The sequence below is a fragment of the Paenarthrobacter sp. 4246 genome, assembly GCF_040546855.1.
In the GTDB taxonomy this organism is placed as follows: domain Bacteria; phylum Actinomycetota; class Actinomycetes; order Actinomycetales; family Micrococcaceae; genus Arthrobacter.
Window position 1 is genome coordinate 228,054 of the sequence record NZ_JBEPOP010000002.1, and the last position, 13,327, is coordinate 241,380.

At 64.4% G+C, this 13,327-nt stretch carries 11 protein-coding genes; 8 read left to right on the forward strand and 3 right to left on the reverse strand.

The window, feature by feature from the left end; all coding sequences use genetic code 11:
• Positions 1-30 precede the first annotated feature (30 nt).
• The 4 genes from ABIE35_RS03795 (at position 31) to ABIE35_RS03810 (ending at position 3,784) form a co-directional block, all read left to right on the forward strand.
• Entirely contained in the window at positions 31-945 is a 915-nt protein-coding gene (locus ABIE35_RS03795) for a phosphate/phosphite/phosphonate ABC transporter substrate-binding protein (protein ID WP_354512513.1), read from the forward strand.
• Positions 945-1,730, forward strand: a complete 786-nt coding sequence (locus ABIE35_RS03800; RefSeq protein WP_354512514.1) for a phosphonate ABC transporter ATP-binding protein — start codon at positions 945-947, stop codon at positions 1,728-1,730. The genes ABIE35_RS03795 and ABIE35_RS03800 overlap by 1 nt, the downstream gene beginning before the upstream one ends.
• Complete coding sequence (phnE, locus tag ABIE35_RS03805; RefSeq protein WP_354512515.1) at positions 1,727-2,581, forward strand: phosphonate ABC transporter, permease protein PhnE; 855 nt, start codon at positions 1,727-1,729, stop codon at positions 2,579-2,581. The genes ABIE35_RS03800 and phnE overlap by 4 nt, the downstream gene beginning before the upstream one ends.
• Before the next feature lie 93 nt (positions 2,582-2,674).
• On the forward strand, positions 2,675-3,784 hold the full coding sequence (locus ABIE35_RS03810) for an FAD-dependent oxidoreductase (RefSeq protein ID WP_354512516.1): 1,110 nt from the start codon (positions 2,675-2,677) through the stop codon (positions 3,782-3,784).
• Between the two features lie 103 nt (positions 3,785-3,887).
• Here ABIE35_RS03810 and ABIE35_RS03815 read toward each other — a convergent pair whose 3' ends face one another.
• Positions 3,888-6,110, reverse strand: a complete 2,223-nt coding sequence (locus tag ABIE35_RS03815) for an NADP-dependent isocitrate dehydrogenase (protein ID WP_354512517.1) — start codon at positions 6,108-6,110, stop codon at positions 3,888-3,890.
• A 271-nt stretch (positions 6,111-6,381) separates the two neighbouring features.
• On the opposite strand from ABIE35_RS03815, the gene ABIE35_RS03820 reads away from it, so the two are divergent.
• Complete coding sequence (locus ABIE35_RS03820; RefSeq protein WP_354512518.1) at positions 6,382-6,981, forward strand: hypothetical protein; 600 nt, start codon at positions 6,382-6,384, stop codon at positions 6,979-6,981.
• A gap of 136 nt (positions 6,982-7,117) precedes the next feature.
• The gene (locus ABIE35_RS03825; protein WP_502921354.1) at positions 7,118-8,227 is read left to right on the forward strand and encodes a trypsin-like serine peptidase; all 1,110 of its coding nucleotides are present in this window, start codon (positions 7,118-7,120) and stop codon (positions 8,225-8,227) included.
• 129 nt (positions 8,228-8,356) lie between these two features.
• Here ABIE35_RS03825 and purH read toward each other — a convergent pair whose 3' ends face one another.
• On the reverse strand, positions 8,357-10,027 hold the full coding sequence (purH, locus tag ABIE35_RS03830) for a bifunctional phosphoribosylaminoimidazolecarboxamide formyltransferase/IMP cyclohydrolase (RefSeq protein WP_354512521.1): 1,671 nt from the start codon (positions 10,025-10,027) through the stop codon (positions 8,357-8,359).
• 305 nt (positions 10,028-10,332) lie between these two features.
• Positions 10,333-11,262 (reverse strand): endonuclease domain-containing protein, encoded by a 930-nt coding sequence (locus ABIE35_RS03835; RefSeq protein WP_354512522.1) that lies wholly within the window; start codon positions 11,260-11,262, stop codon positions 10,333-10,335.
• 171 nt (positions 11,263-11,433) lie between these two features.
• On the opposite strand from ABIE35_RS03835, the gene ABIE35_RS03840 reads away from it, so the two are divergent.
• Positions 11,434-12,381, forward strand: coding sequence for an N-acetylglucosamine kinase (locus tag ABIE35_RS03840; protein WP_354512524.1), 948 nt, complete (start codon positions 11,434-11,436; stop codon positions 12,379-12,381).
• Positions 12,356-13,306: an N-acetylmuramic acid 6-phosphate etherase gene (murQ, locus tag ABIE35_RS03845; RefSeq protein ID WP_354512526.1), complete on the forward strand. Its 951-nt coding sequence runs from the start codon at positions 12,356-12,358 to the stop codon at positions 13,304-13,306. Before ABIE35_RS03840 ends, murQ begins: the two co-directional genes overlap by 26 nt.
• Positions 13,307-13,327: the final 21 nt, after the last annotated feature.

Below are 13,327 nucleotides of genomic sequence, written 5' to 3' on the forward strand. Positions count from 1 at the left end.
CTCCCTCATCCCCTTCGCATAAGGATTCCCATGAAAACCTCGCTCTTCACCGGTTCCGCGCTTGCCCTCGCTACCGTTCTGGCGCTCACCGCCTGTGGTGGTTCAGCCCAGTCCTCACCTGAGGCGACGTCCGCCACCTGCCCCAACGGGGAGATCAAGTTCGGCATCGAGCCGTACGAGGACCCGGCCAAGCTGAAGCCCGCTTACGACGTCCTGGCGGCCGCCCTGTCCAAGAAGCTCGAATGCCCCGTCAGCGTCCAGGTGGTTGAGGACTACGCCGCCGAGGTCCTGGCCATGCGCAATGGCAAACTGGACCTGGGCCAGTTCGGCCCGCTCGGCTACGTTTTCGCTGATGCCAAGGCTGGCGCCGAGCCGCTGGTTTCCTTTGGCACTGCCGAGAAGGAACTCAGCACGTACACGGCCGGGATTTGGGTTACCAAGGACAGCCCCATCCAGGCCATCGGGGATTTGAAGGGCAAGTCCCTCGCCCTGGGCAGCGTCGGATCCACCTCGGGCGACGTCCTGCCCCGCTTCGGCCTCCGTGAAGCCGGAATCGCCGACGCCGACATCAAGATGGACTACACCGGCGGTCATCCTGAAGCCCTGCTCGCACTGACCAACGGCAAAGTTGATGCAGCGGAGATCAACTCCCAGACGCTGGCCACCGCCATTGCCGCAGGCACCTTCAAGAAGGACGACTTCCGCCAGGTGTGGACGTCCAACCCCATCCCCAACGACCCCATCACCGTGCGCGGCGACGCGGCCCCCGAGTTCAAGGCAGCCGTCAAGGACGCTTTCCTCAGCCTGGAACCCGCCGACGTGGCCAAGGTGGGCGAGTTCCTGGACGTCACCCCTCCAGGCCCGCTGCTGGAAGTCACCAAGGACAACTACACGCCGCTGTTCGAGCTCGCCGAGACCATGGGCCTCACCGAGAAGGATCTGTAATGACTCTCGCCGTCCAAGGCTTGCGAAAGTCGTTCAGTGGCAGGACTGTCCTTCAAGGCGTGGACTTCTCCGTAGCCGCCGGAGAACTTGTCGCGTTCCTGGGTGCCAATGGCTCCGGAAAGTCCACCACCCTGCGCTGCGTCATGGGTATCACTGCTCCGGATTCCGGCGGCATCAGCATCGACGGAACTGCGCTGGAAACCCTCCAAGGGCGTGACCTGCAGCAAGCGCGCCAACGCATGGCCATGATTTTCCAGAAGATCCATCTGGTCCCCCGGCGCACGGCGTTGGACAACGTCTGCGCCGGCGCCTTGGCCCGCATCCCCACCGTCCGCTCCCTCAGTCCTCTGCTGTTTCCGGGCGACGTCCAGCAGGAAGCCCTCGACTGCCTGGACCGCGTGGGCTTGGCCGATCGCGCCTTCGACCGGGTGGGCCGCCTCTCCGGCGGACAGCAGCAGCGCGTTGCCGTAGCCCGGGCACTCTGCCAGCGGGCCGACGTCGTACTCGCCGACGAGCCTGTCTCCGCACTGGACCCGCACGCAGCAGAGCAAGTGATGGCTCTGCTGCGCGAACTCGCCCACTCCGAAGGGTTGGCGGTGGCCGCAGTTCTCCATCAACCCGATCTCGCGCTGCGATACGCTGACCGGTCCATCGGGCTGCTCCATGGCTCCATGACCTTCGACCTCCCCTCCACAGAGGTCACAGCCGATCACCTCGACACGTTATACGCCCCGGACCGGGACGTTTCAGGCAGCGCCGTTTCAGACAGGACCCAGGCCGCATGACTCCCCACACTTTGACCCCGTCCGTCGCCCGCCGGGACTCCACCGACAGGACCCGTGTGGCACTGGTCCGCCCCAAGAAGCCGCTGCGGTGGATCACGACGGCGGCAGTGGCGGCCGCCGTCGTCGGACTTCACGCCGTGGCCATCGAGGGGACGGACTTCAAACCGGAACTCCTGGTTGACGGCTGGAAAGGCATGGCAGCCTTCATTGGCGACGCCTTCCCGCCGGACCTGAGCTGGGAGAAGACACTCAAGCCCGGCCTCGAAGCGACGCTGGTGACTCTGTGGATTGGCCTGCTGGGAACCACGTTGTCCGTGCCGTTCGCCCTGCTGCTCGCGGCACTGGCTGCTGAGAACACCAGCCCGCATCGGCTCGTGTACCAGGCAGCGCGGGCTATCTTGTCGTTCTTCCGTGCTGTACCGGACATCGTGTTTGCGCTGATCTTCGTCACCGCAGTGGGGCTCGGTCCCTTCGCCGGCGTGCTCGCCCTGATCTGCCACAACACCGGTGTCATGGGGAAGCTGTGGGCCGAGTCCATGGAGGAAATCGATGCCGGGCCGCAGGAGGCACTCCGCACGGCCGGTGCCAACAGGATCCAGCAGGTAGCCAATGCCACACTGCCCATGGTGGTCCCCCAGTTCGTGGGCCTGCTGCTGTACCGTTTCGACGTCAACGTGCGGTCCTCGCTGGTCCTTGGGCTGGTGGGAGCCGGCGGCATCGGGCTGCTGATCAACCAGTCCATCAAGTCGTTCCAGTTCGACTCCATGCTCACCCACATCCTGATCGTGTTGGTGCTGATCATCGTGGTGGACCAGTTCTCCGCGTGGATCCGCAGGCGCCTGGCCGCGTAACGCACTCTAGTTGGGTGAGTGGGGGCAGAATGGGAGGTGGCCCTCTTCGGGGGGTGCGATTCTAAAGAGGGCCAACGGTGGATGGAGCAGGGCATGCAGGTTGACGTTGTAGTTGTTGGCGGAGGAGCCATGGGATCGGCGGCCGCATGGCAACTCGCCCGGGCAGGCCGCTCAGTGGTTCTGCTGGAGCAGTTCGAGGCCGGACACCACATTGGCGCTTCCCACGGCGCCACCCGCAACTTCAATACCGCGTATGCCGAGGCCGATTACCTGGATCTCCTGGCCGAGTCCAAGACGCTGTGGGACGAACTCGCGGCCCAGCACGGCGCTCCCCTGCTGGACATGGTGGGATTGGCTAACCACGGCAACGTGCCCCGTTTGCAGCAAGTCCGCGATGCCCACCAGGAACGCGGCATAGAGAGCTACTTCATCTCAGCCGACGAGGCCGCCAACCGCTGGCGGGGAATGAACTTCGCCACCGATGTCCTGTTCGTGCCAGGTTCCGGTCGGATCCGTTCGGCGGATGCCCTGGTGGCGCTGCGGGAATCGGCTGAGGCCCATGGCGCCGTCTTCAAATACTCGACGCCGGTCCGCGACATCCGCATCGATGGGGCCGAAACGGTAGTGGTGGTGACAGAGGAGACCGAATACACGGCAACCCGCGTTGTGGTGACCGCGGGCGCCTGGACGACGAAGGTGCTGAGCGGCCTCGCCAAACTCCCCGCGTTGGTGGTGACCCAAGAGCAACCCGCTCACTTCACACCGACGGACAACACGCTGGTGTGGCCGAGCTTCAACCACAACCCGGACCCCGATCCGAACAACGAACTCTACGAATACTGGTTCAGCCCCGTCTACGGCATGCTCACCCCCGGCGAAGGGGTGAAGGCAGGTTGGCACGGCGTCGGCCCCGTCATGGACCCGGACGAGCGAACGTTCGAGCCTATCCCGCAGCAGCTCGAAGCCTTGGTGCGGTACGCAGAAGAGTGGCTTCCCGGCGTCGACCCCGCCACCGCGGTTCCCATCAGCTGCACCTACACCACCACGCCCAACGAGGACTTTGTGCTGGACCGTTTCGGTCCGCTGGTGGTGGGCGCCGGTTTCTCCGGACACGGGTTCAAATTCACGCCGGCTATTGGCCGGGTGCTGAAGGACATCGTCGACGGCGGAGTGGCACCGGAGCGGTTCCTGGCCGAGCGCTAAGAGTTTTTGTACAGATAATGCCCCTAAGACGCGGTCTTGGGGGCATTATCTGTACAAAAACTCGGAGCTCGGGCGCCCCAGAAAGGCACCCGAGCTCGAGGGACTACTTCTTCAGGTCTGCGAGGACCTTGTTGAACGTCGCCGACGGGCGCATGATCTCAGCGGCCTTGGCGGCGTCCGGACGGTAGTAGCCGCCCAGGTCGACGGCGGGACCCTGGACTGCGGCGAGCTCGCCGACGATTGCCTCTTCGTTGGAGGTCAGGGCGTCAGCGATTGCTGCGAAGTCCTGGGCCAACTCGGCGTCTTCGGTCTGCTTGGCCAGTTCCTGGGCCCAGTAGGTGGCCAGGTAGAAGTGGCTTCCGCGGTTGTCCAGCTCGCCGACGCTGCGGCGCGGGGACTTGTTTTCCAGCAGGAACGTACCCGTTGCGCGGTCCAGCGTGTCGGCCAGAACCTGTGCACGGGCGTTGCCCGTGGTGGTGGCAAGGTGCTCGAAGCTGACGGCCAGGGCAAGGAACTCGCCCAGGCTGTCCCAGCGGAGGTGGTTTTCCTTGATCAGCTGCTGGACGTGCTTGGGAGCGGAGCCACCGGCGCCGGTCTCGAACAGGCCGCCACCGTTGATCAACGGAACGATGGAGAGCATCTTGGCACTGGTACCGAGCTCGAGGATCGGGAACAGGTCCGTGAGGTAGTCGCGGAGGACGTTACCGGTGACGGAGATGGTGTCCTCGCCCTTGCGGATGCGCTCCAGGGTAAAGGCCGTGGCCTCAACCGGGGAAAGGATCTTGATGTCCAGGCCCTCGGTGTCGTGGTCCTTAAGGTACTCGTTGACCTTGGCGATCAGGTTGGCGTCGTGCGCACGGGTCTCGTCCAGCCAGAACACGGCCGGGGTCTGGGAGGCACGGGCGCGGGTGACGGCCAGCTTGACCCAGTCGCGGACCGGGATGTCCTTGGTCTGGCAGGCGCGCCAGATGTCACCCGGGAAGACCTGGTGCTCGGTCAGGACGGTGCCCTTGCTGTCCACGAGCTGGACGGTGCCGGCTGCCTGGATCTCGAAGGTCTTGTCGTGGCTGCCGTATTCTTCGGCTGCCTGGGCCATCAGGCCCACGTTGGGAACGGTGCCCATGGTGGTGGGATCGAAAGCACCGTTGGCGCGGCAGTCGTCCAGGACCACCTGGTAGATGCCGGCGTAGGAGCTGTCCGGGATGACGGCCAGGGTGTCGGCTTCCTTGCCGTCCGGGCCCCACATGTGGCCGGAGGAACGGATCATGGCCGGCATGGAGGCGTCAACAATGATGTCCGACGGAACGTGGAGGCTGGTGATTCCCTTGTCGGAATCGACCATCGCCAGCGCGGGACCCTCTTCGAGGCCCTTGGCGATGGCTGCCTTGACGCCTTCTCGGACGTCCTCGGGCAGGTCTTCCAGGCCGCTGAGGATTGCTGCGAGGCCGTTGTTCGGGCTGATGCCTGCGGCTGCGAGCTGCTTGCCGTAGGTGTCGAACAGCTCGGAGAAGTAGGCCTTGACCACGTGGCCGAAGATGATGGGGTCCGAGACCTTCATCATGGTGGCCTTCAGGTGTGCGGAGAAGAGGACGCCCTCTTCCTTGGCGCGGGCAACCTGTGCCTTGAGGAACTCGTCCAGCGCGTCTGCGCGGAGCGCGGTGGCGTCCACAACTTCGCCGGCCAGGACGGGGAAGTCCTTCTTGAGGACCTTGGTGGTGCCGTCTTCGCGGACCAGCTGGATGGTCAGGGAATCATCCGCCGTCAGGACAACGGACTTCTCGTTGGAGCGGAAGTCGTTCTCACCCATGGTGGCAACGTTGGTCTTGGAATCAGCGGACCAGGCACCCATGGAGTGCGGGTTCTGGCGGGCGTAGTTCTTCACCGACAGGGGTGCGCGGCGGTCGGAGTTGCCTTCGCGCAGCACCGGGTTCACAGCGGAGCCCTTGATCTTGTCGTAGCGCGAGCGGATGTCCGTCTCGGTGTCCGAGGAGGGGTTGTCCGGGTAGTCCGGGAGGGCGTAGCCCTGGGCCTGGAGCTCGGCGATGGCAGCCTTGAGCTGCGGCACGGAGGCGCTGATGTTGGGCAGCTTGATGATGTTGGCTTCCGGCTGCTTTGCCAGTTCGCCAAGTTCAGCCAAGGCGTTGCCCGTGCGCTGCTCTTCGGTCAGGAAATCGCCGAAAACGGCGATGATGCGGCCGGCCAGCGAAATGTCGCGGGTCTCCACCTCTACACCTGCGGTCGAGGCGTACGCTTCCACAATCGGCAGGAATGAGTACGTTGCCAGCATCGGCGCTTCGTCTGTGTGGGTATAGATAATCTTGGCCATTGGCGGGGTTCTCCCTGAAAGTCTGCAGATTTCAACATCTCCTAACTTACCCGAGTAGACGGATAAGGCGGCCCTTCGTGTCCGGGATCACGTGTTCGTTACCACGCCATGGTGATGAACGTCCGACGGCGGCCTGACCGCCGCTGCTGCCCGCCGCCGTCGGACCCTGGTTGCGAAGAGCTGGTTGCCGGAAGCTGGTTGCTGCGGGCAAATGTCCAGTTCCCGGGCGCGTCAGCATCTGGTTCACAGCGAAACCGAACATAGTGAAGTCATGACCCGCACAATTCGACCCACCTCCTTTGCGGCCGCACTGACCGCCTCGGCGGCTGGGATTCTCCTCGCCCTGACCGCTTGCGCCGTCCCGGCGCCGACACCCCGGGAGACCATCCCGCACGATGCCGACACCGGCCAGACGATTGCCGAAGCCCGCGAGGCAATCGACGCCGTCCCCGGAATCTCGGTGACCGACTTCGCCGGAGGAGGGCCACCCAACGTCAAGGGCAACACCGGATACTCCGTACAGATAGCCATCGATCCCGGTTACACCGTTCTCTACGGCGATTTGCTGGTCGATTACATCGTCCGGAACGTCTGGTCAGTAGGCGAGGGGTACATGCCAAACACGCAGATCCAGATCAGTTCGAGCACCGCCGACGGCGAGCCGTTCTTCGATCTCTCCACTGCAGGCGTGGGATCGGCCTGGATGGGCGGACAGCCCTCGGCTCCTTCGCAGCACAACACCATCATCATCCCCCTCGGAGCCGACGATCCCGAGGGCGCGCGCAATCTATCCCTGCTCTCACAGGACGGTTCATGGCCTGGCGTCACGCCCAAGCCCCTCCCTGACAGAGTCACGGTGAAGGACCACTGACGGCCTCCACGCCACGGATGTTCGGATGGCAAACGGCGCTGTGACCTTCACGTTGACCGCTGCCACGGGCTGTCAGTGGGGTCATCAAAGGGACCTCGCTACTTGACGAGGAAGTGACACCAAATTATCACAAACTATGAAACATCTCTTTACAAACTTGTCATACGTTCGATACCTTCAATTCCGTCAGTCGGCGGTCGCCATCACTGGCCGCCTCACTCCCTCGATAGGTAGGAACAACGTGACGAAAACCAAGACCCTGGCCACAAGCCTGCTGAGTCTGTCCGCTGCCGCAATCCTGGCGCTGGTTGGAACCACCAGCGCCAACGCGGCACCGGCTCAGAACGCAGACTCCAGCGGCGCTGCGGTCAGCAGCCATGTAGTGTCGGACACTGGCGCTGCAGACTACTGGACGCCAGAGCGCATGAAGAATGCCAAATCCGGCGAAATCCTCGCGGCCAAAGCACTTGACCGTGGCAAGCTCCTCAACCTTGGCAAAGCCCCGGTCACCGAAGCCCCGGGCGCCATCAGCAGCATCGCAGGCCAGCAGGCCACCACCGAATCCAAGACCATCGACCGCAAGGTCAACCAGAGCGAAACCCCCGTCAAGCACATCGGCAAGGTCTTCTTCACCCTGGGCGGCTCCAACTACGTCTGCTCCGGCAACTCCGTCACCTCATCCAACAAGAGCACGGTCTCCACTGCAGGCCACTGCCTCAACGAAGGCCCGGGCGCGTACGCCACCAACTTCGTGTTTGTCCCGGCCTACCTCAACGGTTCCGCACCTTACGGGAAGTGGACGGCAAAGGCGCTGTACGCCCCCACTCAGTGGGCGTCCAACGGCAACATGCAGTACGACACCGCTTTCGCCGTGGTCAACACCCTCAACGGCCAGAAGCTCGCCGACGTCGTCGGGGCCTCCGGCGTCCAGTTCAACGCCGCCCGCGGTCTGAGCTACAAGGCCTTCGGCTACCCGGCAGGCTCGCCCTTCAACGGCGAATCGCTCAAGAGCTGCTCCGGCACCGCCACCAACGATCCCTACAACCCGCAGTTCAACAGCCAGGGAATCCCCTGCAACATGACCGGTGGTTCCTCGGGCGGTCCGTGGTTCATCGGCAACAGCTCCACGGGCTACCAGAACACCGTGAACAGCTACGGCTATGGCAGCAACTCCACCACCATGTACGGCCCGTACTGGGGCACCGTGATCCAGTCCACGTACAACACCGCAGCAGCGGCCTCGTAACAGTACTGAATCGCCACGCACGTCCCTGTTAAGTATGTGCGGATAAAGCACGACGGCGGCCGTCCCCTTCCGGGGGCGGCCGCCGTTGCGTTGTGGTGCTTTGTGCCTGGGCCCTGGCGGGCTCTTCTACTAGTGGAAGAAGTGGCGGGCGCCGGTGAAGTACATCGTGATGCCTGCAGCGTTGGCTGCGGCGATGACTTCCTCGTCGCGGACCGAACCGCCCGGCTGGACGACGGCGCGGACACCGGCGTCGATCAGGATCTGCAGGCCGTCAGCGAACGGGAAGAACGCGTCGGAGGATGCAACGGCACCGCGGGCGCGCTCAGGTGCGTCACTACCGCTGGTGTTGGACGCGCCGCCAGCACCTTCGACGTCGGACTCTACCGTCACGCCCAGCGTGTTGGCGCGCTCGACGGCCAGGCGGCAGGAATCCAGGCGGTTGACCTGGCCCATGCCGATGCCCACGGCTGCACCGTGGTTGGCGATCAGGATGGCGTTGGACTTGGCGGCGCGGCAAGCTGTCCACGCGAAAGCGAGGTCTGCGAGCGTTGCTTCGTCGGCGGCTTCGCCGGCAGCGAGGGTCCAGTTGGCGGGGTTGTCGCCGTCGGCGTCTACCTTGTCGCTCATCTGGACCAGGACGCCGCCGGAAACCTGGCGCATCTCGGAGGGGTAGCGGCCGTACCCCTCGGGCAGGGCGAGGAGGCGGATGTTCTTCTTCTTGGAGAGGATCTCCACGGCTTCGGGCTCGAAGTCCGGGGCGATGACAACCTCGGTGAAGATGTCGGCAACCGTGCGGGCCATGCCGGCGGTAACGGTACGGTTCGCAGCGATGACGCCACCGAAAGCGGAGACGGGGTCGCAGGCGTGGGCCTTGGCGTGGGCATCGGCGATCGGGTCTGCAGCGTCGGCGGAACCGACAGCTACACCGCACGGGTTGGCGTGCTTGATGATCGCGACAGCCGGCTCGGCGAAGTCGAAGGCAGCGCGCAGAGCGGCATCGGCGTCGACGAAGTTGTTGTAGCTCATGGCCTTGCCGTGCAGCTGGTCAGCCTGGGCGATGCCGGCCGGGGCAGCCTTGTCCACATAGAGAGCCGCCTGCTGGTGCGGGTTTTCGCCGTAGCGGAGGACCTCGGAGCGTTCCAGCGACAGGCCGGCATAGGCGGGCCAGTCGATGATGCCGTCGCCGTCTTCGTCCAGGAACTGGCTGGCAGTCCAGGAGGCAACAGCGTTGTCGTAGCTGGCCGTGTGCGCAAAAGCCTTGGCAGCCAGGCGGCGGCGGGTGTTCAGGTCGAAGCCGCCTTCCTGCGCTGCGGCAACCACTGCGCCGTAGAAGTTGGGGTCCGTGACAATGGCGACGGCGGCGTGGTTCTTCGCGGCCGAACGCACCATCGCGGGGCCTCCGATGTCGATCTGCTCAACAACGTCGTCCTGCGCCGCGCCGGACTTCACAGTCTCCACGAACGGGTACAGGTTCACCACCACGAGGTCGAAGGTCTCGATCTCCATGCCGGCCAGGGTGTCCATGTGCGCCGGGACGCGACGGTCGGCCAGGATGCCGCCGTGCACGCGCGGGTGCAGGGTCTTGACGCGGCCGTCCAGCATTTCCGGGGAGCCGGTGACTTCTTCGACTTCCTTGACCGGGATGCCTGCGGCAGCGATCTTCTTGGCGGTGGAGCCGGTGGAAACGATGGCGACGCCTGCTGCGTGCAGGCCCTTCGCGAGCTCCTCCAGTCCCGTCTTGTCGTAAACCGAGATCAGTGCACGGCGGATGGGAACACGGTCAAGCTGCGTCAAGCTCACAAAAGTCTCCGTCTTAGTTCGCGTAGAAGTCGCGGGTGGTGTCGCGGGTGTGGGATACGGAGAGTTTATCGCGTTTCGTTGGTTGGCTCGTTTTACGTCTTTGAAGCCCCCCTGCGTTGCGAGGCCCACTCTGCACCCATCAACCCTCCCCAACCCCTGCACACCAGGCCCCACAAATCCCGCCCCCACACTGCGAGGCCCACTCCGCACCCATCAACCCTCCCCAACCCCTGCACACCAGGCCCCACAAACACACCCCTTGCGTTGCGAGGCCCACTCCACACCCATCAACCCGTGCGCAAGAATTACGACGCCGGTCCTCGCCACCCGCGCGACACCAACGCATCGCGCACCTTACGTTCCGCGTTGGCCCATCCACTTTTCATCTGGACATCGGAGAACCTGAGCACGATCCATCCCATAGCCCGAAGCCGATCGTCACGTTCGATGTCCTTACCCCATTGCACGGGATCGGAGCGATGATGGTCCCCCTCATACTCCATGGCAATCTTGTATTCCTTGTACTGGAGGTCCGGCGTGGATATGTACCTGCCATGCTCATCAAAGATCGGCTGCGTGACCGCTGGCTCCGGCAGGCCGGCGTCGACGATTTTCAACCGCAGCCGGGATTCCTGCGGAGAATCGACCCCAACGCGCAGCAACGGCAGTATCTCCCGGGCCATCCTGATTCCCTTTACCTTCGGTCGCCGGTTAATGACTTCCTGGATCGCCTCAATGGAGGACAACGGATTCTCCCGGGCCAACAGAAAGTCGCCGGCGGCCACAAGCGAAGACCGCCCCATATGCCGGGCCAAATCCATCCAGGTCCACTCGGGCGACGTCAAATGGACCCCGTTCACTACACGAACATCCCTGGCCAAGAGCGGCGCCCGATGCCCGACCACACCGCGACGTTTAACCCGCCCAATCTCGTGTCGACGCGTCACATGGATAACGCCGTTGTTCCCCTCCTCCTCCAGATAGATCGGAAGTGGGATCGACCAGAGGAGCGCCGCGGTCACATGGCTCACCGCACATCTGGGAGTGATGGCCGTATGCAGCCGTGCAAGTAGCGCCACGTTGGGGCTATCGCTTCGGTTGAGCCGGATTCCCCGGCTGGGTGTGACGAGGCCCGCCGATTGCAACCTCCCGCGGGGCACGCCAGCCGCGTACGCATCTCGGACAAGGAAGCCATCCGGGTCGATCTCCGACGGCAGGGGCGTGGGTTTCAGCATTGGACCATGCTTGCCGGAAACGGTCGGCGGCGTTGCGTTATCCACAGATTTGGCCCCTGGGGCGCTGCGACTGTTCCTCCACAGAAGTTGCGCCCGCGTTGCGAGGCCCACTCTGCAGGCAAAGCGCGACCCATACCCTGCAGAACGGGCCTCACAACATAGGGTTGATCCATGGAAGCCACCGAGGTCGTTCTTGTTGCCGATGTAGGGAAGAGCCGTTGCCGCGTGGAGTTGCGCAGCGGTGGCGAGTTGCTGGGCGCGGCCGACCAGCACGGGTTTCCCGGCGTGCACGTGGACAACGGGCCCACGTTGGCGTTCGAGCTCCTTCTCGAGACTGTCAGCCTGTTGCCGCCCGGCCTCCCCGTCAGCACGTTGACAGGAATCGGCGCCGCAGTGGCCGGCGTCGAAGCATCCGCCGAAAAGTCCCAGGAACTCGCCACCATGTTGGCCCGGAGATTCAGCGTCCCCGCGGCGGTCCTTTCCGACGCGACGGCCGCCCAACTCGGGGCTCTCCAGGGAGCTCCGGGCACCACGCTCATCGTGGGCACAGGAGCCGTGGCCTTCCGTTTCGACGAAGCCGGAGTCCTGCACCGGGCCGACGGCTGGGGGCCCTACCTTGGCGATCGCGGCAGCGGACGATGGATCGGCCAGCAAGGTCTGCAGGCAGTTCTTGAAGCGCACGACGGCGGACCCGCCACATCGTTGTCGGCTGCGGCCGGCGCTCTGGTGGAGTCGCCGGAGATGCTCCCGGGCTGGCTCGCTGCCAACGAAAACCCATACCGGGCGATGGCCCGGTTCGCGCCGCTGGTTCTGCACGCAGCGGAGGCGGGTGACACCGTCGCACATGACATCATCGGCGAGGCGTGCCGCATTCTGACCCACACGGTGAAGCTCGCGTCCGGTGGTGAGCGCAGCAGTTCGCCGCGCGTGGCGCTCCTGGGCGGAGTGGTGGGATCGGAGTTCTTCGCGGCGCTCTTGCGGAAGTCCCTCGCTTCGGCTGGGATTGAGGTGGTGGCGCCGCTCGGCGATGGCTTGGACGGTGCTGCCCTCGCTGCGACGTGCCGCGGGCTCATCCAGGAAAGGTACATCCACCGTGACGGAACAAACTGGCCCGACTGACGCCGACAAACTTGCGGGCCTGCGCACGGAACTCGCCGGGTTGGCGACCGAGGCCACGGCTGAGGGCTTGGACAACCTGGACATTCTGGGTACCGAAGAACTCGTTTCCGCGATGCTTGCCCACAGTGCAGGAGTACACGCTGCCGTTGAGGCTGCGAGCCCGGCGATCGTTCAAACAGTCGACGCCGTTGCGGAGCGACTCCAGCGAGGCGGGCGCCTTTTGTACGTGGGAGCGGGAACGGCCGGACGGTTGGGTGTGCTCGACGCGAGCGAGTGCCCGCCGACGTTCGGCACCCCGCCGGGACTCGTCGTCGGACTTATTGCGGGCGGAGTTCAGGCCATCCAGAAACCCGTTGAGTATGCAGAGGACAACGCGACTGCCGGCGCGCGCGACCTTCACGACATCAATGTGACGGAAGCGGACGCCGTCGTGGGCATCACAGCCTCCGGCAGGACGCCGTACGTGATCGGTGCGCTGGAAGAAGCCCGGAAGCGGGGTGCGTTTACGGCGTCGCTTGCGTGCAACAAGGGCTCTGCCGTGAGTCACCTGGCGGACGCGGCGATTGAGGTTGTTGTGGGTCCGGAGTTTATTGCGGGCTCCACCAGGCTGAACTCGGGTACCGCCCAGAAACTTGTCCTCAACATGATCAGCACGTTGGTGATGGTGAAGCTCGGCAAGACCTACGGGAACCTCATGGTGGACCTGCGTGCCACGAACGAGAAGCTTTTGGCTCGTTCGCAACGGACGGTCCAGCACGCCACCGGGGTGTCGGCCCAGGAAGCTGCCACTGCTTTGGACGCTGTTGGCGGGTCCGTGAAGGCGGCCATTTTGGTGCTGCTCACAGGTATCGAGGCTGGTCAGGCCAAGGGCGCTTTGGAGGAAGCCGGCGGTTTCCTGCGGAGGGCCATCGAGAACCAGAAGTAACGCGGACTTCCGCTCCGTGCA